General features: G+C 74.0%; 16 protein-coding genes. 7 read left to right on the top strand and 9 right to left on the bottom strand.

All coding sequences use genetic code 11. From position 1 onward, the window contains the following. Nucleotides 1–20 precede the first annotated feature (20 nt). The 5 genes from OP18_RS13320 to OP18_RS13340 all read left to right on the top strand — a co-directional run bounded on the left by OP18_RS13320 (nucleotide 21) and on the right by OP18_RS13340 (nucleotide 5,772). Nucleotides 21–1,040, top strand: coding sequence for a hypothetical protein (locus tag OP18_RS13320; RefSeq protein WP_156089494.1), 1,020 nt, complete (start codon nucleotides 21–23; stop codon nucleotides 1,038–1,040). Between the two features lie 83 nt (nucleotides 1,041–1,123). Further along, a complete protein-coding gene (locus OP18_RS52410) occupies nucleotides 1,124–2,692 on the top strand; it encodes a hypothetical protein (protein WP_052386656.1) in 1,569 nt (522 codons plus the stop codon). A 174-nt stretch (nucleotides 2,693–2,866) separates the two neighbouring features. After that, nucleotides 2,867–4,261, top strand: a complete 1,395-nt coding sequence (locus tag OP18_RS13330; protein ID WP_052386657.1) for an MFS transporter — start codon at nucleotides 2,867–2,869, stop codon at nucleotides 4,259–4,261. A gap of 147 nt (nucleotides 4,262–4,408) precedes the next feature. Then, nucleotides 4,409–4,930, top strand: a complete 522-nt coding sequence (locus OP18_RS13335) for a DUF4328 domain-containing protein (RefSeq protein ID WP_162189789.1) — start codon at nucleotides 4,409–4,411, stop codon at nucleotides 4,928–4,930. An 83-nt stretch (nucleotides 4,931–5,013) separates the two neighbouring features. After that, nucleotides 5,014–5,772 carry a SanA/YdcF family protein gene (locus OP18_RS13340; protein ID WP_081970724.1) on the top strand — a complete coding sequence of 253 codons (759 nt, stop codon included), beginning with the start codon at nucleotides 5,014–5,016 and terminating at the stop codon, nucleotides 5,770–5,772. A 15-nt stretch (nucleotides 5,773–5,787) separates the two neighbouring features. Here OP18_RS13340 and OP18_RS13345 read toward each other — a convergent pair whose 3' ends face one another. Together OP18_RS13345 and OP18_RS13350 are read right to left on the bottom strand one after the other, a co-directional pair. Beyond that, a complete protein-coding gene (locus tag OP18_RS13345) occupies nucleotides 5,788–6,144 on the bottom strand; it encodes a hypothetical protein (RefSeq protein WP_156089495.1) in 357 nt (118 codons plus the stop codon). A 108-nt stretch (nucleotides 6,145–6,252) separates the two neighbouring features. Next, complete coding sequence (locus tag OP18_RS13350) at nucleotides 6,253–6,915, bottom strand: tetratricopeptide repeat protein (RefSeq protein ID WP_033359131.1); 663 nt, start codon at nucleotides 6,913–6,915, stop codon at nucleotides 6,253–6,255. Between the two features lie 670 nt (nucleotides 6,916–7,585). On the opposite strand from OP18_RS13350, the gene OP18_RS13355 reads away from it, so the two are divergent. Continuing rightward, nucleotides 7,586–8,245, top strand: coding sequence for a glycerophosphodiester phosphodiesterase (locus OP18_RS13355; RefSeq protein WP_245635364.1), 660 nt, complete (start codon nucleotides 7,586–7,588; stop codon nucleotides 8,243–8,245). Nucleotides 8,246–8,610: 365 nt separating this feature from the next. Then, nucleotides 8,611–9,441, top strand: a complete 831-nt coding sequence (locus OP18_RS13360) for a hypothetical protein (RefSeq protein WP_156089496.1) — start codon at nucleotides 8,611–8,613, stop codon at nucleotides 9,439–9,441. Between the two features lie 81 nt (nucleotides 9,442–9,522). On the opposite strand, the gene OP18_RS51165 is transcribed toward OP18_RS13360, so the two are convergent. From OP18_RS51165 to OP18_RS57100, 7 genes are all read right to left on the bottom strand, one after another. Beyond that, nucleotides 9,523–11,859: an NACHT domain-containing protein gene (locus tag OP18_RS51165; protein WP_043787490.1), complete on the bottom strand. Its 2,337-nt coding sequence runs from the start codon at nucleotides 11,857–11,859 to the stop codon at nucleotides 9,523–9,525. An 83-nt stretch (nucleotides 11,860–11,942) separates the two neighbouring features. Beyond that, entirely contained in the window at nucleotides 11,943–13,181 is a 1,239-nt protein-coding gene (locus OP18_RS52415) for an LGFP repeat-containing protein (protein ID WP_052386659.1), read from the bottom strand. Nucleotides 13,182–13,294: 113 nt separating this feature from the next. Then, entirely contained in the window at nucleotides 13,295–14,503 is a 1,209-nt protein-coding gene (locus OP18_RS13375; RefSeq protein WP_033359132.1) for a hypothetical protein, read from the bottom strand. A 2-nt stretch (nucleotides 14,504–14,505) separates the two neighbouring features. Further along, complete coding sequence (locus tag OP18_RS13380; protein WP_033359133.1) at nucleotides 14,506–16,749, bottom strand: HEAT repeat domain-containing protein; 2,244 nt, start codon at nucleotides 16,747–16,749, stop codon at nucleotides 14,506–14,508. Between the two features lie 116 nt (nucleotides 16,750–16,865). Then, nucleotides 16,866–17,411, bottom strand: coding sequence for a hypothetical protein (locus OP18_RS13385; RefSeq protein WP_156089497.1), 546 nt, complete (start codon nucleotides 17,409–17,411; stop codon nucleotides 16,866–16,868). Nucleotides 17,412–17,508: 97 nt separating this feature from the next. Then, nucleotides 17,509–17,712, bottom strand: a complete 204-nt coding sequence (locus tag OP18_RS13390) for a hypothetical protein (RefSeq protein ID WP_033359135.1) — start codon at nucleotides 17,710–17,712, stop codon at nucleotides 17,509–17,511. A 142-nt stretch (nucleotides 17,713–17,854) separates the two neighbouring features. Continuing rightward, on the bottom strand, nucleotides 17,855–18,289 hold the full coding sequence (locus OP18_RS57100; RefSeq protein ID WP_156089498.1) for a hypothetical protein: 435 nt from the start codon (nucleotides 18,287–18,289) through the stop codon (nucleotides 17,855–17,857). Between the last annotated feature and the right edge of the window lie 48 nt (nucleotides 18,290–18,337).

The raw sequence follows: 18,337 nt of genomic DNA on the forward strand, positions 1-18,337 counted from the left end.
GTCACTCTACGCTGCGGTCCATGTTCTCTCGGGTACTGGTGATGCTGGCCCTCGTGCCGGCGGCGGTTCTCATCGCGGCACCGGCTCAGGCCGCCGGGCCCGGCGCGCGGCCGACCAACGGGTTCGCCAAACACGGCCCGTGGAACACGAAGCTGCCCCGGCACGTGCCGCTCGCGGCCAACTCGGCCGCCGTCGTGGAGAACATCCGCCTCGACAAGGTGAACAACTACGGCTCGTGGGCGGTGAACACCGACGAGTACTCCACGCCGATCTTCACCGTCGGCCGGGACACCCCGACGCAGCGGTGGACGTTCTCCGACTGCCTGAACCTGCCGCACCTCGCCCCGGTCATCGCCGACAGCCTCGCCGCGGTGCCGACGCCCGCCGACCTCATCGTGTCGAAGGGCACCGACGCCGCCGTCACCATCTACCAGCCGTCGACGGACACGTACTGGGACTTCTGGCGCGCCGAGCAGGACGCCACCGGCCACTGGTCGGCGTGCTGGGGCGGCAAGATCGAGCACTACTCGCGCAACCCCGGCATCTTCGCCAACCCGCTCGGCGCGACCGCGACCGGCCTGCCGATGGGCGCGTTCACCATCCGCATCGACGAGCTGCGCCGCGGCCGCATCGACCACGCCGTCAACATCGCCACCGTGCGCACCCGTAAGGACTGCGCCTCGTGGCCCGCGACCCGCGACGACGGCAACACCGAGGGCGCCGACATCCCCTGCGAGGGCCAGCGCTTCCGCCTCGACCCGGCGTTCGACGTCAGCACCGTGCGCAGCCCCGCCGCCCGCACGATCGCCCGCGCCATGCAGGAGTACGGCCTCATCCTGACCGACAAGGCCGGCGCCCTCGTCACCTACGCCGAGGACCCGCGCCCGTACATGGCGGCCAACGGCGGCGTCGACCCGTACTTCGCCCTCATGGACCCCGACGACATCGTCCCCGACGGCGCCGAGAAGTACGTCATCCTCGGCGACATCCCCGTCGAACGCCTGCAGGCCCTCCCGTACGACTACGGCCGACCCTGCTGACACCGCCCGATTGCGGGCCGGTCGAGGATCCGGCATCATGACCGCATGATGATCAACCGGAAGGGCGGCCTCCGCCCGGCTCGATGAGCCCGCACGGGTGGCAGCTGCCACCGCCTGACGACGACCGGCCCACCATCCTCGCCCACGCGCGCGCACTCGCGGCCCTGCACGGACCGGGCCCGTGGCCCGACGGCGGCGACCCGCTGCCCGACCGGCGGCCGGGCCCCGCGCCGCTGATCTCCGACACGGTGATGGACGGCATCCGCACCCAGCACATGCTCCCCGGCGCCGGGCCCGCCCCGACCGCCCTGCCCGACCTCCTGGAGCACGCCCTGCGGGTCCCGCCGTCGGCGCAGGAGTTCCGGCGGCTGCGCGACGCCGCCACCGCGCAGCCCCGACACCCCGCCGACGCCCTGGTGCACCAGCTGCAGGGCCGGGAGCTGCCCACCGACCGGCTGCGCGCGGTCGCCGTCCGCCTCGCCGCGCACGGCACCCGGCGGCAGGAGGTCGCCACCGGCATCGTCCTGCTCGGCATCTGCGGCGACCGGCGCGACCGCGAGCTGTTGCTGCTGCTCGGCACCCTCGAAGAGCTGACCCTGGTGGCGGCCGGAGCACTGCACCGCAACGGGCCCGACCCGGACCGGGCCGTGTACGAGCTGGCGCGGCGCGTCGAGGGCTGGGGCCGCATCCACGCCGTGCACCACCTGCGCGGCACCACCGACGCCGAGATCCGGGACTGGCTGCTGCGCGGCGGGTACCGCAACACGGTGATGGACGAGTACCTCGCGCACCTCGCGGCCACCACCGGCGACCTGCGCGCCGCGCTTGCCCCCGACACGGTCGACGAGGCGCTGCTGGCCGGTGCCGGTGGCATCCTGCTCGCGCTGTGCGCCGGCGGTCCGTCGGCGGACATCACCCACTACGACGACGGCCCGTACGTCATCGACCGGTACCTCGTCCACGCTGGCAACCACCCGCCTGACCTGGGCCGGATCGGGGTCGTCGGCACGCTGCGGCGGTTCGTCGCCGGGGACACCGTCCGGCCGGGGTCCGGGCCGCGGGCGGACGCGATGGCCTGGTCCGCGGCGGAACGGGCCAGGCTCGGCGCCGTCTGCGACGCCCTGACCGCCAGGACGGACTGGCGCGACCACGTCCACCGGGCGTTGCACAGCGACGACCCCGATCGCTTCCGCCGGGCGATCTGGGCCGCCGAGGAGCTGCGGGTACCGCTCGACGAACTGCTGCGCGTGCACCTGCGCCGCGACCCGTACGACAGCGCCCTCTGGTTCAGCCTCGTGGACGGCACCGCCGACGTCGACGGGATGCTCGCCTTCGCGGCCGAGATCCTGCCGCTGGCCGACCTCGCCACCGGGCCCACCCTCGACGTCGGGCTCGGCGGCGGCCGGCCCGAGCACGTGCTGGACATCGTCGTCAGCCGCCTCGACCAGTACCCCGGCAAGGGCTGGCCGCTGATCGAGGCGGCCTTGGCGAACGCGACGATCCGCAACCGCAACATGGCCGTGCGGGCCCTGGACGCCTGGCCCGCGCCGACCGCCGCGGCCGTCGCGGCGCTCGACGCGGCGGCGCGCGTCGAGCCGGACCGCGGCATCCGCGGCCGGATGCGCGCGCTGCTGCGCAAATGGCGGACCTGAGCGCCGGCGGTCGGCGGCCAGCGGGACCGGCCGGGCAACGGCGGGGCCGGCCGAGCAACGGCGGGGCCGGCCGAGGAATGCTCGGCCGGCCCGGCGGTCGGCGCCTGCTCAGGCACCGAGGCGGGGGGTCGTGAACTGGACCTCCAGCGCGGTTGAGGTCCTACGATCACCTGCATGGCCGTCATCCGGGGGGACCGCGGGACATTCCACCAGCTGCTGATCAACACGCTGCTGGTGTCGGTCGTCAACTACACGGTGTGGTTCGCGATCACGTTCTACGTGTACCTGGAGACCAGGTCGGTGTTCGCGACCGGGGTGGTGTCCGGCATCTTCCTGGTGCTGACCGCCGTCACCGGCATCTGGTTCGGCAGCCTCGTCGACCACCACTCGAAGACCACGATGATGCAGGTGTCGGCGGTCGCGTCGTTCCTGCTGTACGCGGCCGCGTTCGGGGTGTACCAGACGGCGCCGCGGGAGGAGTTCACGGACCCGGCGAGCGTGCCGCTGTGGGCGCTGATCGTGCTGCTCATGTTCGGCGTCATCGTCGGCAACATCCGCACGATCGCCCTGCCGACCATGGTGACCGCCCTGATCGAGGAGGGCAGCCGGGACAAGGCCAACGGGCTGGTCGGCACCACCTCCGGGGTGTCGTTCCTGGTCACGTCGGTGATCAGCGGCATCCTCGTGGCGCTCGGCGGCATGTTCTGGGTGCTCGTCCTGGCCCTCGCGGTGCTGGCGGCCGCCGTGGTGCACCTGTCGTCCGTCCGGGCGGTCCCGGCCGCCGCCCCGGCTGCCGACGCGGAAGGTGTACCGCAGCGGCGCACCGTCGACCTGCGCGGCACGATCCGGGTCGTGGGTGAGGTGCCCGGCCTGACCGCGCTCATCCTGTTCTCCACGTTCAACAACTTCCTCGGCGGCGTCTACATGGCGCTGATGGACGCGTACGGGCTGTCGCTGGTGGACGTGCAGACGTGGGGGCTGCTGTGGGGCGCGCTGAGCGCCGGGCTCATCGTCGGCGGTCTGTGCGTCGCGCGGACCGGGCTCGGCAGCAACCCGGTGCGGCTGCTGCTGCTGGTCAATGTGGTGCTGTGGACCGTCACCGTGCTGTTCCCGGCGCGCTCCTCGATCGTCCTGCTCGGCGCCGGCATGCTCGTCTACATGCTGCTGGTGCCGTACGCGGAGGCCGCGGAGCAGACCATCCTGCAGAAGGTGGTGCCGTACGAGCGGCAGGGCCGCGTGTTCGGCTTCGCGCAGAGCGTCGAGCAGGCCGCGTCGCCGCTGACCGCGTTCCTGATCGCGCCGATCGCCCAGTTCGTGTGCATCCCGCTGATGACCGACGGCGCCGGCGCCCGCACGATCGGCGGCTGGTTCGGCACCGGCGCGGACCGCGGGCTCGCGCTCGTGTTCGTCGTCACCGGCCTCGTCGGGCTGGCCGCCAGCCTGATCGCCCTGCGCAGCGGCCCGTACCGCCGGCTGAGCCACCACTTCATGACCGTCCCGGCTCCGGTGGTCGGGGACGGCGGAGAGGCGGCGGTGGTTGCACGTGATACGTCGCAGTCTGAAAGTTGACCATGACGTGGAGCGTCCGCGGCACGGACCTAGGCTCCCCGAAGCATGAGCGATACTCGCGTAGCCGCCCCCCAGAGGCTGCAGACGATCGGTTGGGTGGCCATCGGCGCCCTCGCGGTCGCCGGACTGGCCCATGCGTTCTTTGTCGTGCGGAACCTTCAGGGCCCTGGTGACGTCGCCGGTGACGTCGTCGCGCAACGGGCCGAGTTCAGCTTCGGCTGGCCGATCGACGGTGAGGCCGGCCTGCTGGCCGTCACCGCCGGCCGGGTCCTGGCCCTGCTCGCGTTCGTCACCTGGCTGTACCTGGCCCACGACAACTTCCGCCGCCGCAACAACCCCCTGGAATGGCGCAAGATCTGGGTGATCATCGGGTGGTTCATCCCGGTGGCGAACCTGTTCGTCCCCGGCCAGGTGGTCAAGGAGGTGTACACGCGCAGCTACCCGGAGAAGGCGTGGTCCTCCGTGCAGATCGTCAGCCTCTGGTGGGTGGCGCTGCTGGTCACCTTCATCGGCTACACGGAGACCACCGAGTACGCCGGCGGTGAGTCGACCGTCTACACCCCGGCGTTCCTGGCCGTGGTCACCGGTGTCGCCGGCGTCGTCGCCGCGGTCCTCGGCGCCATCATCGTGCGGCGCGTCTCGGTCTGGCAGGACACCCGGAACGCGTGATCCTCGACGACGGCAGGGCGGCGCCCGCGGTCCTGCCGTCCGTCGCGCCGTGCCGGGTTGACGGCCCGTGCCAGGCTGGCGGCATGGCGGACGAGAAGCCCGCACCGGACGAGGCAGCCGCATCGGACGAGCGGGGCGGGGCCGCACCGGCGAAGCCTGGCCGGCCCCGGTGGTGGCGGCGGCGGTGGGTGCGGCGCACGGCACTGCTCGCGGTCGCCGCCGTCCTCGGCGTGGTGCTGCTGGTGGCCGGCAGCGTGACGTGGGTCCGCTCCGGCGCCGACGGTCACCTGTTCACCGAGCGGACGGTGCCCGAGGCGCCGGTCGCGCTGGTCCTCGGCGCGCAGGTGTACGCCGACGGCACCCCGTCGCCGTTCCTCGAGGCCCGGCTGGACCTGGCCCGGCGCCTGCTCGAGGCGGGCAAGGTGAAGGTGCTGCTGGTCTCCGGCGACAACATGCGGCACGAGTACGACGAGCCGACCGCGATGCGGGCCTGGTTGATGGCCCACGGCGTGCCCGACCGGAAGATCGTGCGCGACTACGCCGGCTTCGACACCTACGACTCGTGCGCCCGCGCGAAACGCGTCTTCGGCGTCACCCGGGTGACCGTCGTGACGCAGACCTTCCACCTGCCGCGGGCCGTCATGCTGTGCCGCCGCATCGGCCTGGACGCGGCCGGCGTCGGCGACGCCACCGTCAGCCGATACACGACGGTCTGGCGCAGCAACGCCCGCCGCGAGTACGGCGCCTGCGTCAAGGCGCTCTACGACGTCGTGTCCGGCCGCGACCCGGTCTACCTCGGCCAGCACGAGACCGGCGTCGAGGACGCGTTGCGCGCGGCCTGACGGACCGCGCGGCGGTCACGGGCTCCGGGTCAGGTTGCGGCCGGCCGCGTCCGTGCCGAGCAGCGCGGCGGTCGTGGGGCAGGCCGTCGAGGGGCACTCGCGCGGGTGGGTGCTGAACGTCGCGTGGTCGATCGGCACGACGGTGACGGCGAGCGGGGGCAGCGGACCCCGCGACCAGTAACGCTCGGCCTTGACCGCCTGCCGCCTGGCGCGCTCCAGGCTCCGGGTGAACTGGGTGAGATCGTGGCAGACCAGCACCGGCCCGTAACCCGGCCAGTCGAGCCGCACCGCGAAGCCGTCCACGCGGGCGGCGCCTGCCAGACGGCGTTGCAGCAGCGTGCGGACCAGATCGCGGAGCGCTTTGCGAGGCATCGGCACCACCCTTCCCCGGCTTCAACGATCTACACCAGCCGAAGTTGTTCGTACATATGTTCGAACGCGAGCCGACATTAGCACACGCGCGGCGGGTGGACCCACCGCTCAGATCTGCGCCCTGGCCCGCTCGACGTGGTGCACGATGGCGTGCGCGCCGTGCCCGCCGGCGATGGCGTGCGCCTCGTCGAGGATGGCCAGGGCGTCCGCCCGGCGGTCCTGCGCGGCGGCGATGTACGCCAGTCCGATCATGTTGGACGCCACCCCGGGCAGGAGCCCGATCTCCCGGCGCAGCCGGGTCGACTCCTCCAGCCGCTCGCGCGCCTCGTCCAGCCGGCCGGCCGTGTGTGCCGCGATGCCCAGGTGCCGCAGCGCCTCGGCCCGGGTCGGCAGGTCACCGGTCCGGGCCGCCAGCTCGCACGACCGCTCGAGCAACGGCACCGCGGTCGCGTCGTCCCGCCGCACGAACTGGTGCAGGCAGCCGATCCAGAACAGCGCCTCCGCCTCGCCGCGCGGGTCGCCCAGCGCTCGGTACAGGGCGAGTGCGCGCTCGAACAGGGGCAGCTCGTCGGGCTCCTCGGCCGGCGGCGCACCGGCCTCGGCGGCGGCGCGCTGGAACCGCGCGTGCAGCAGCATCCCCCGCGCCATCGCCGTGTCCGCCTCCAGCGCGTCCAGCCCGCGCCGGGCGTCGCTCAGGGCGTCGATGTCGCCGCCGTACACCGCCTGCGCGTAGGCCGCCCTGGCGCGCTGGATCCGCTCGTCGGTGCCCATTCGTTGCCTCCCCCGTCGGCATCGGCAGTCTACCCGCCGACGACCGTCGTGAATGTCCGTCGGCGGTCGTGCTCATCGGCGCCGGCACGACAACGTGGCCGGGCTCGCCCGCACGCTGAGCGACCCGGTCCACGGCTGCGTCGACGCCCAGGACTGCCGGGCGCTGCGCGGCGGGTCTCGCGCTGACCCGCAACCCTGGCCACATCCCGGCGGCCCGTACGGCGTCGCGGGCACCCGCTGTTCGCGTTCGCCCCGGCCTGGTGGCCGCCGCTGCGCGCCTGGGCCGAGGGGGCGCGGCCGGCCACGGACGCCTTCCCTGGCGTCTCGGGGCCGCCGGCCGGCCTGCAGGACCGGCCCGAGTTCGTGCAGCGCATGTCGCGGCTGTTCACCGGCCGGGCCACGGACCAGGCGGCGATCGCGGTGCCGGCCGAGCCGGCACTGCCGGCGGCGGACCGCGCGGGCAGCCTCCAACAGTTGCTGGACGACCCGGAGCGGCTGCTGACGGCGCTGCTCGACAACCCTCGAGCGCGCCGGTGGCGCCGTGCCGCATCGACCGCGTGCACCACACGCAGACGCCGTTGGGGCGTAACCCGGTTACGGATCCGGTTCGTGCCCGACCCGGCGGCGACCGCGGGACGGATCAGGGGACGCGGCACGCTAGTCTGGCCGGGTGATTCCTCGGCGGCTGACCCTGGTCGCGCACCGCGCGGGCAACGCACTGGCCGACCTGCGGGCCGCCCTGGACGCCGGGGTCGACCTCGTCGAGGCCGACGTCCGGTTGCACCGCGGCACCCTGGAGATGCGCCACGCCAGGGCGATCGGCCGGCAGCTGCTGTGGGAGCCGTGGCGCGACCTCAACCGGCGGCGCGACATCCCGGTGCCGCTGCTCGCCGACGTGCTCACCACCGCCGCCGGCGACTCGCGGCTCATGCTGGACCTCAAGGGCCCGTTCCGGGCCGTCGCGCCGCTGACCGCGGCGGTGCTGCGGGAGACGGCGCCGGACGTGCCGGTGACCGTGTGCACCCGCGACTGGTCGATGTTCGCCGCGTTCGACGGCCTGCCGCACATCCGGCGGGTCTACTCGGCGGGCAGCCGCCGGCAGCTCGACCAGGTGCGGCAGCTGGTCCGCCGCCAGCCGGTGCACGGCCTGTCCATCCGCCTGGACCTGCTCACCGCGGACGTCGTCGCCGAGCTGCACGAGCACACCGACCTGGTCATGGTCTGGTCGGTGGACACCGAGGCGGCACTGGCCCGCGCCCGGTCCGTCGGCGCGTCCGGCATCATCAGCAAGAACCTGCCCATGCTGCGCGGCCTCGCCCCCGCGGAGTAGCCGCCGGGCGCCTATCGTCGGGCGCATGCGCACCGCGCTGCCGGGCATCGTGCTGGTGCCGCTGTACTGCTGGGCCGCCGTCGAGGTCGGCCTGCTGGCCCGCGACCTGGCCGGCGGCCGGCGGGCGGGCCGCGACCGCGGCACCCGGGCACTGCTGACGGCCACGCTGCTCGGCGCGATCCTGCTGGGCCTGCTGCTGCGCTCGGCGACCCCGGCGCTCGGCACACCCGCGCCGCACGCCCCGGCTGCTGCCGTGCCGCCGCCGTCGGCGACCCTGACGCGTCCGCGACCGGAGCGGCACCGGCGCCGGAAATGCGTTGTCGGTCCGCGAGGGCGGTGCTGCACTGGGTGCTGGAGGTGGGCGGGTGCATCGTCGTCAGCGGCCGGCGGGGGCCGGGCACGTCGGGGACCGGATGAAGCTGCACCGCAGGCGGGTGCGGTGCGACGGGCGGGACCTCACCGTCATCACGCTGCGGCCGGACACGGACTGCCGGTTCAGCACCAACTTCTACCACGGCACGTGGCACATCCTGGGCGACTGGCGGGCCGCGCGGCTGCTCGGCCGGTTGCTGTGGGGGCTGGCGTACCAGCGCCGGCCCGGCACCCTGGTCCTCATCGACCGGCCCCACATCGATCCGAACCCGTTCGACGGGCGGCCGGGTGACCCGATCGCGCTCGTGCCGGCGCAGCTCACCGCGCTGAGCACCACCGCGGCCCGGGCGCTGCGGCGGCAGCTGCCGCTGCGCGGCGCCCCCGACGGCACGGTGCGCTGGCAGACGCACGGCCTGGACCCGGTCGCGGCGCAGCGGCGGGTGCCGTGGCAGGAGCGGCCGCGCGGGGTGCGGCCGCCGCCGGTCGTCCCGGTCAGGGCGCCCCGGACGCGGATCGACCGGATCGGCGGGCTGCTGGCGTTCGTCGCGGCGCCGCCGGAGCTGCGCGACCACGCACCCGGCGTGTACAACCTCGGCCGGTACGCCCACCGCGGCATGGACTTCGTCGAGCTGGAGCGGCCCGACGGCGAGGTGCAGGTCTTCGACGACTACCGGCACCGGGTGTCGGCGGCCCGGGCGGCCCGGCGGGAGCTGCGGGCCGAGGGGCACGACCCGGCCGCCGCGGGCTTCGACGAGCTGGTCTGGGACCGCGGCACCGCCGTGCGCCGCCGCGCCCTGCGCCCGCTCGCACCGCCGGCCGGCTGAACCGGCGCCGGTCCGGGGCGGCGTCCCGGATCGGGTCTTCCGTTGCCCGGCGCGATCCGTCCCCGCGCTTCGCGCGACCCTCTACGGGTTCGGTCCCGCGCCGGGCGCGTCGCGGGCCAGGCGGTCCTGGAGCCGGGCGTGGCGGAACTGGTACGCCGAACCGACCACGCGCAGCACGCCGCGGCGGTGGGCGTCGGCGAGGAACGCCATGCCCTGGACGGGGCCGTTGCCGCGGGCACGCAGTTGCAGGAAGAACACCGCCGTGCGCCACGTCGTGGACACCGCCAGGGCGGCCGCGACGGCCAGCGCCCCGCCGACCGCCACGGCGGTGACGAGCCCGACGACGGCGGCGACGACGAACGGGTCGTGTCTGATCATGGCCATCGCGTCCGTGATCCCGGCGGCCAGGCCCACGGTGGCGCCGAAGACGCCACCGACGGCGAGGCTGCGGCGGCGGTCCTGCCGCCATCCGGAGGCCGGGTCGAGCGGCGCGGCGACCCTCGTGGCCACGGTGGCGAACCCGTCCACCAGCCCGAAGGCCAGCACGAACGTCAGCCCGATGACCAGGCCGGTGGTCAGTCCCGCGGAGGTCCCGAACACCAGGCCGGCGGGCACGCCGGTGGCGAGCCCGACCGGCACGCCGGTGGCGAACCCCGCGGGCAGCCCCCGGGTGAGTCCCGCTCCCAGCGTGCCGGTGATGCCGGCCTGGGGCGGCAGGGCCTCGGTGCCGCGCTGCGTCCCGGTCCGCGCCATGAAGCCCGTCATGGTCCCCGCGGCGACCGCCGCGACCACGCCGACGGCGAGCCCGGACGGCCCGAGCATCGGACCGACGGTCAGCACGGTGGCGATCCCCGCGGCGAGCGCGGACACCAGGCCCATGGCGGGGCTGAACCGCGAGCCACGGAACCCGGTCAACCCGCTGACCGGGGACTCCCGGCGCTCCTGTGCCAGGCCGATCGCCGCGCCGAGCAGGAGGCCGACCACCGCGGCCGGACCCGGGTCGATCGTGTCGCGTTCCCCGAAGTCCTCGGTGAGCCAGGCGATCACGGCCGCCGTCACCGCCGCCCCGGCGCCGCCCAGGAGCGTCGTGACGACGACCCGTGGCCATGCCGGTGCCCATTGGTGCATCCGCCACCACGCGAGCTCCTTGACGTCGCGGCGAGCCATCTCGGTGGCCAGGTGAGCGAGCCAACGACGGGCGTAGGAGAGGTCGTACCGCGCCGGTGGCTGCCCCGGACGCTGCCGGTAGGCGGCCGGCAGCACCCGGTCGAGCAGGTGGTCCTCGACCTCGGCCGGCGTGCTGAACCGGCCGGGCACGAGCAGCTCATCGAGCTCGGCCGGCTCCGGAAAGGTGTCCCGGACGAGCGTGACGGTCAGCGGCGACGCCAGCGCCCTGGCCAGCGGCCCGTCCGGGGTCGTCTCGAGCTGCTCGATGAGCCGGCGCCAGGGCGGCGGTGGGTCCGCGACCTGCCAGCGCGCGAGGTAGCGGGCGGCCTCGACGGCCGGCACGGGGCGCAGCTCCAGCGCCGCCGCACCGCGCAGGTGCCGACCGCGGACCGCCTCGCTGTACTGCTCGCTCCGGCTGAACAGCATCAGCCGCAGGTCGACCTGATCGTCGAGCGCCTCCAGTGCGGCCGCCCGGTACTGCGGCACCATCTCGTCGAACCCGTCGAGGAACAGCGCGATGCGGTTGTCACGGATCAACCGCGCCGCGACGTCGGGGCCGTACTTGGCGTCGCGCAGGAACCGGAAGTCACCGCTGATCCGCCGGGCCAGCCAGTCGCGCAGCGAATCGCGGTGCGGATTCCAGGTGTGCAGCGTGAGCAGGACCGGCACCGGCACCTGCTGGCGGGTGCCGGCGTCGAGGCGCCGGCGGTGCTGGAGGGCTTCGAGCAGGATGAGGATCGCCGCCGCCGACTTGCCGGAGCCGGGATCGCCGAGCACGACCGTCCGCCCGGAGCTCAGACCGGCGTAGACGGCGAACAGCTCCGGCAGCCCACCGGCCTGTACCGCCTCCGCGGTGAGCCGCGCGGTGCCGGGCAACGGTTCGAGCCGGTCGATGCCCAACCCGTCGCCCGGGCCGACCGCCTCGTCGACCCGGCCCGTCACCGGCCGGGTCGACCAGGCCCAGCGCACCGGGATCGGGCCGCGCAGGCGCCGCTCGAGCACCGCCGGCTCCCACTGCCGGCGCACCGCCTCGGCGAGGTCGTCCCCAGCCACGGCGAGCGCCGCCGCCAGATCCAGCTCCGCCCAGGACCGGCGCCGCCACAGCTGGACCGCGATGGCGGTGATCAGCGGCGTGACCAACGCGGTCGCGACCGACACGACAACGCCGACGACCCCGGCATCCGCGTGGGAGAGCACCACGGCCAGCACCGCCGCACCGATCAGCAGCAACACCAGGATCGAGAGCCCCACCAACGGCCACGGTCGCAGACGCTGTGTACCCGACACGCCACGAAGTGTGGCAGGCGCCGATCCGCACCGGAAGAGGGGCGCGCTCAGCCGCCGATCAGCGCGTCGACCTTCCTCTGGGCGAAGAGCTGGGCGAGCCGGCCGGCCGCGGTGTTGCAGAAGTGCAGCGAAAGGGCGCCGTCGGCCTCGATGATCAGCCCGAGAAACTGGGCCTCCGGCACGAGGTCGGGTTCGGCGGGGTTGCCCGGATTGGTCAGGCGCACCGGGAACGCGCCCGCCAGTCGCGCACGCAGCTCCTCGGCCAGCGTGCCCGCGCCGATGCCGTCCGCGCGCACCCGGTTGCCGACATGGGTGGCCACCAGGTTGGTGCCGGGCTGGTCGCTGGTGGACGCCTCGTCCTGGAACCGCAACTGGATGTGCACGGTCCAGGTCTGGTCCGGCAGCACCGGCCCCGCGTCATGGAACCCGTTGATGGTGAAGGCGACGACGCGGTTGTCGGCCCGCAGGAACTCGCCCGAGTACGGACCCACGCTGTCCAGCGAACGCTGCGGGTACAGCCCGACGCTGTGGTTGCCGGCGTGCCCGAGCGGGATGAGGTGCAGCGGGTCGAACGCCTCCAGGATCACCTGGCCCACGGTGGCCTGCCCGGACGGGGCGTGGCCCCGCGTGTTGAACATCATCCACACCAGCCGCAGCAATGTCTCGCGGTCCAGCCTGACGCTCGGCGCGTCGCCGGCCGCGCCGGTCTCGTCGCTGACCGCCAGCGCGCCGTTCTGGAACAGGCACCCGGGCGGGTCCTCACCGAAGGCGACCTGGTCGCTGACCGGGTAGCCGAGCGGACCCCGCTCCCACCCGCGGGTGGCCCACAGGTTCCGGATCGCGCCCTGCACCGCGTAGGGACCCGTCTCGGGATGCCAGTAGATCGATGCCTGCCGCCAGAAGTGGTTGTACCGGCCGCGTCCGTCAGGGCAGGGCCGCTCGTCGGTCAGCGGCGGGCCGAACCGGTAGTAGCCGTTCAGCCGCTCGTACTTGTCGCGGATCCCGCCGTGGATCTCGTACGCGCCGATCCCGTCCTGGTAGAAGATGGTGCACCTGGCGTACTTGCGCGCGTAGAAGGTCGGGTCGCCGGCGGCCCCGATCGGCACCCACGGTTGACCGTCGGGTGGCCCGGTGAAGGCGTCGCCCAGCGCGGCCGCCTTCGCGTCCATGGCCGCACGGGCCACGTCCGGCACGGGCGCCTTGAACGCGGTGATGTCCGGCGCGGTGCCCTCCGGCAGGTGGGCGTGCCCGAATCCGCCCTCCAGGTGGGATCCTGGTCCAGCCATGCCGCCCTCCCGGTCGCCTGCTGTGCACTCGTGGATACTCCGCGTATCGACGGTACGTCCGTCGAGGCCGGCGCCGGCGCTCGTGTCGGCTCCAGGACACCGCGGCACGGCGGTCAGCCGAGGTCGAGCAGGAAGCTCAGCCCGTTGCGCTTCAGCCGGGACCGGTTCGTGGCGTACGACAGCAGCTCCTTCAGCGAGACGATGCCCACGCTGGCCGGCAGGACCCACTCCACCGGGATGCCGGTGAAGACGCTCACCAGCAGCGGCAGCGGGGCGGTGGTCGCGGACTTCTCCAGCAGCACGAGCCCGACGTCGCGCTTCAGGTCGTGCAGCTTGCGCTCCAGGTCGAGCAGCGCGGGGCGTACGTTCGCGTCGATGTAGCGGGCCAGGTGCCGCTCGAAGTCCGGCTCCCAGGCGTTCACCTCGATCTCCGCGGCCATCTTCAGCACCTCGTCGCGGAACGCCTCCAGCTGGTCCCGGCACCTGGTGCGCAGCTGGCCGACCCGGCGCGGGGTCAGGTTCTCGATGCGTGGCAGGCTCAGCTCGATCAGTTCCGTGCCCAGCCGCGGGTACGCCGGTGTGGGCCCCGGCAGCGCGTCGGCGGTCAGTCGGCGCGCCAGCCGGCCCAGCTTCACGTTCAGGAACCGCTGATGCAGGGCGCTGTCGGTGAACGGCACGAGCCGCAGCTCGCGGCAGGCGTGCAGGGCCACCGTCAGCATCAGCGACTCGGCCGCCTCGAACGGCAGGCGCACCATGAGCTCGCCGGCCGGCTGGCGCAGGCGCTGCTCGGCGAAGGGCCGGACCTCGGCCGGGTACCCGTACCGGGCCAGCACGTCCTGGTAGGAGCGCGGCCGGGTGGCGAGCACCTCCGGCACCGGCACGAGCCCACCGTGCTCGCCCGCGACGTAGTCGAACATGATGCCCAGCCCGGCCCAGAACAGGTACTGGCCGTTGGGCAGCAGCCAGTGCGCCTTGCCGGTGTCGGCCGCGAGCCGCCGGAACTCGTCGTCGGCCAGGTCGTCACCGATGCTGGCCTGGATCTCCGCCCGGACGCTCGCGTCGGTCACCGCCCGGCCCGGGCTCGCCAGCTGGCTCAACCCGAGCAGGTCCGGGCCGATCTCGGTGAAGCAGCCAAGGTCGCGCAGCTCGGCGGGGAGCCGGCCGTCGCGCGGCACGGCGGTGCCGACGCCGGGCGGCCGGAAGAAGTTCAGCTCGAGGAAGTGGATCCGGTCGAACAGCAGGGCGGCCGTCAACAGCGCCGGCGACGGCGCCGGATCGGCGTAGGGGAAGTACATGCACGCCAGCTCGGTGCGCCTGAGCACGCTCACTCCTCCCGGTCGGCGGCGTCCGGGGCGTGCAGGTCCCGGCGGCCGGTGACCACCGTCCGGCCGTCCTCGATCTTCGTGGTGACGCTCTCGCCCATCCCCGCCGAGATCGGGAACCGGGGGCGCTCGCCGCGCAGGCACGGCAGCACGACGTCGTTGAAGATCTCCCTCTCCGTGCCCTGGGTCAGGCTCATCCCGCCGCTGAGCATGCTGGCCGCCTCGCCGGAGCTCTGCGTGTCCGCGAAGCGGTTGCCGTGGATCAGGGAGGCCATCGCCATCGTGTCCGGCTCGCGCTCGCGGGAGCCGTGCGACACCCACACGGTCAGCTCGCCCGGGCACGCGAAGATCGAGTTCAGCAGCGGGATCTCCGGCCAGCCGCCCGGCGCCTCGTGCGGCGCGGCGCCGCCACCGTCAGGCGTGTCGTCGGGCGCTTCGGCGGCGAGCCCGGCGAGCAGGGTCCTCGCCAGGTCGGTGTCCACCTTGGTCAGCGCCGCCATGACGGCCGTGCGCAGGTCGAGGTCGGCGACGCCGGTGATCCGGCCGGCCCGCTCCGCGCGGTGCTGGTTCGCGTGCAGGTTCGAGGTCATCCATTCCAGGAGCTTGCGCTGCTCGTAGTCGTCCGGCGGATGCGCCAGCGCGTCGACCATCGCCTGGACGAGCCGGTCCGACGGGACGAGCGGCACGACACGGATCGCGTTGACCCGGGTCACCAGCGACTCGTCGCGCAGCGCCCGCTCGACATGGCAGAAGCAGGCGGCCAGCTCGAACGCGCCGATCAGCTTCAGCGCCAGCCGGGTGGCCCCGGCGTCGAGGAGGAAGGCGACGTACCGTTCGAGCACCCCGGCCGGCACGAGCCCCGGCCCGGCGCCGCGGACACCGTCGACCCCCAGCCCGTCGAGGCAGGACTCGATCGCGCCGAACACGGGCGGCTCGGCCTGCCCGCGGCCGGCGCCGAAGATGATGAGGTTGCGCAGTGCCAGCGGGGAGCGGGTGCTGGCGACCGCGTCGAGGAAGGCGACCGACATCGGCACCAGCTCGGCGTTGAGCAGCTCGCTCAGCGTGGCCGCCGCCGCGTCACCGCCCATCCGCCCGATGACCGCCAGCGCGGCGTCGCGCAGCGACTCCCTGGGCGACAGGATGAACGGCTCCAACGGCCGGATGTCCTCCAGCGTGCCGAACCGCGCGAGCGCCTCCAGGCAGCGCTGCTGGACCTTCGGCACCATGGCCTCGATGCCGTCGAGCAGGTCCTGGGTCGCCTCCCGCGCGCGTACCCCTTCGAGCAGGTCGAGGAAGGTGAGCTGCTCGACCGGCGGCCGGTCGGGCAGGCCCGCGGAGACCAGCGAGATGTGCGGCGCGCCGACGAACGCCTCGCGCTCCCGGCGCAGCCCGTCGCCGTCCAGCACGTGACCGCGGCCGTCGAGCCACGACAGGTAGTACGAGAGGAACAGGCGCGAGACCCGGCTCACCGCCTCGGCCGTCGGCCCGCGCACCCCTCCCCGCTCCAGGCGCAGCGCCAGGTCATACGCGGTCGCCGCCAGCGACAGCCCGCGTTCGAGGCCGTCCAGGCTCGGCAGGTACACGTGCCGGCTTCCGCCGCCGGACGGGTAGCTCTGCACGGCGTAGCCCTCGACGATCGCGCTGTGCACCCCGGTCCCGGCGATCCCGACCGTACGGTGCCGGCGTGCACCGTCGCCCAGGAACTCCCACTCCGCGTGGTACAGCGACAACAGGGTCAGATACGCGGCCTCCAGCAGCCGCTCCCCGTCGTCGCCGTCCGCCGTCTCCGCGCCGGCCTCCAGCTGCTCCAGCTGGCGCAGGACGTTGCCCACCGGCACCGCGCCGAGCAGCAGCTGCCGCAGGTTGCCGATCGACTCCGGCGTCGGCGGGGTGTCCGCGTCGCCGTCCGCCACGGTCACGTGCAGGACCCTGTGCCGCGCCAGGATCTGCTGTGTACGCGCATCCGGCGGCCCGTTCGAGATGAGGAACGACACCAGCACACCGAACTGCGACGAGTGCTCCAGGCAGAACCGCTCCACCTCCGCGACCCGCTCCGCACCGGCGTTGACGTCGATGGCCAGCAGCACGGACCGCCGCACCGCGGTGCGGGTCCCGTCGACGACGAGGACGGACGACAGGGACGCCTCGAGCAGGACACCGGTGTGCCTGCGGATGTGCGGGCTGAGCTCCTCCGACCGCATCAGCCGCAGGGCGTCGCTCAACCAGACCAGGAATGCGGGGCCCATCCACCCACCGTGCCCGGCCCGCCCCACCCCCACAACCACCGCTGGCATCGATGTCCGTCCCCGCATCGGCGGCAGCCGCCCGGCCGTTCAGGCGAACCCGGTCCGGTCGTCGCCGGTCATGACGAGCGCAGTTGCTGCTCGATCCGCATGAGCTTGTCGACGTTGAGGTCGGTCTCGTAGCAGGCGGGTCCGGGTTCGGTGAACAGCTCCGGGTACACCACGAGGCGGTGCTCGCCGTCGAGTCTGGCCTCGATCGTGCCGATGGCGAGGACGGCGCCGGGTGGGATGCGGCCGGGCTGGATGACGACGCTGTGCAGGGCGTCGGGGTGGGTGCGGCGGTACTCCCAGCCCTGCACCGCCGTGGCCAGCGTCGACCAGGTGCGGCTGTCGCGGGTGCCGCGCTGGTCGGCGGGGCACCCGCCGGGGCGGTGGCCGGGCAGGACGACGGCGCGGATGCCGGCGGCGCGCAGGGCCTCGGTGGCGCCGGCGGGGTCGCTGGGGTCGTCGATGACGAACGTGACCGAGCCGTCGCCGTTGGGGGTCAGCGCGTACGCCGGCCCGGTGTCGGGCCGGGCCACGGTGAACAGGACCGCGGCCACCGCGGCGGCGACCCCGGCCAGGGCCAGCGCCCGGTCCCACAACAGTCGGTCGTCGTCATCCATCACCACTGCGGTGTCCGCCGCCGCCCCCGCTTCCCGCCCCGCGGTCACGATCGCATAACGCCACGACGGTCGGCGCCCGGCCGACAGCGGACCGGACCTACAGCTGGGGCACGACCCGCAGCACCACACCGGTCACCGGGTCGATGACCACGAGCAGGCCGCCGCCGCGCGCGTACGCCGAGTTCGACAGCAACACCTCCGCCTCCGCCCCGTCGCGCGTGACCCGCGAGCCGTCGAACCCGCCCCGCCCACGGACGGCCGCGGCCGCCAACGCCACGGCGACGAGCTCCTCGTCGGTCATGCGCCGGCCGCCGATCGAGGGCAGTCGTTGGTGCGACGGCTGACCACGCGGTCGCCGGTCAGGCGGATCAACGGCAACGTCACACCCGCAACGATGGCACGACTGTCCGCCGTGGCGCGAGGCGCTCGTGGCGCGAGGCGCTTCAGACGCCGACCCAGCAGTACAGGTGCGCGCCGGAGTCCCGGGCCTCCCGGGCCAGCCAGACGAGCTGGCCGAGCAGGTCCGTCAGGGCGTCGAGGTCCTCCTGGGCGACGAGCGCACGAAGCCGCGCCCATGCTGCCGCGACCGCGGTCAGTCGCTCGGCCGTCGCCCCGGCGAGCGCGTCGCGCAGGCCGTCGTCGAGGAACAGGACCACGGTGTGGTGGCCGGGCAGGCTCGCGACGATGCGCGGGGCGTGCCCCCGGCCAATGGTCGCGTCGACGCCGGCGCCGGTCAGCAGCGCCTCGACGGCGATGAGGTCGTGCGGGTCGAGCCCTTTGAGCTCCAGGAGCAGGAGCTCGCCGTCCGGGCCGTCCTCGAGCATCGCCTCGGCCTCGTCGTCGGTGAAGGCGACGAAATAGTCGTACAGCACACTCACCGGTCGATCCTGGCAGACTTGCGGGCATCGCGGGGGCGGCCCGTCAGC

This window comes from Dactylosporangium aurantiacum (assembly GCF_000716715.1).
GTDB classification, from domain to species: domain Bacteria; phylum Actinomycetota; class Actinomycetes; order Mycobacteriales; family Micromonosporaceae; genus Dactylosporangium; species Dactylosporangium aurantiacum.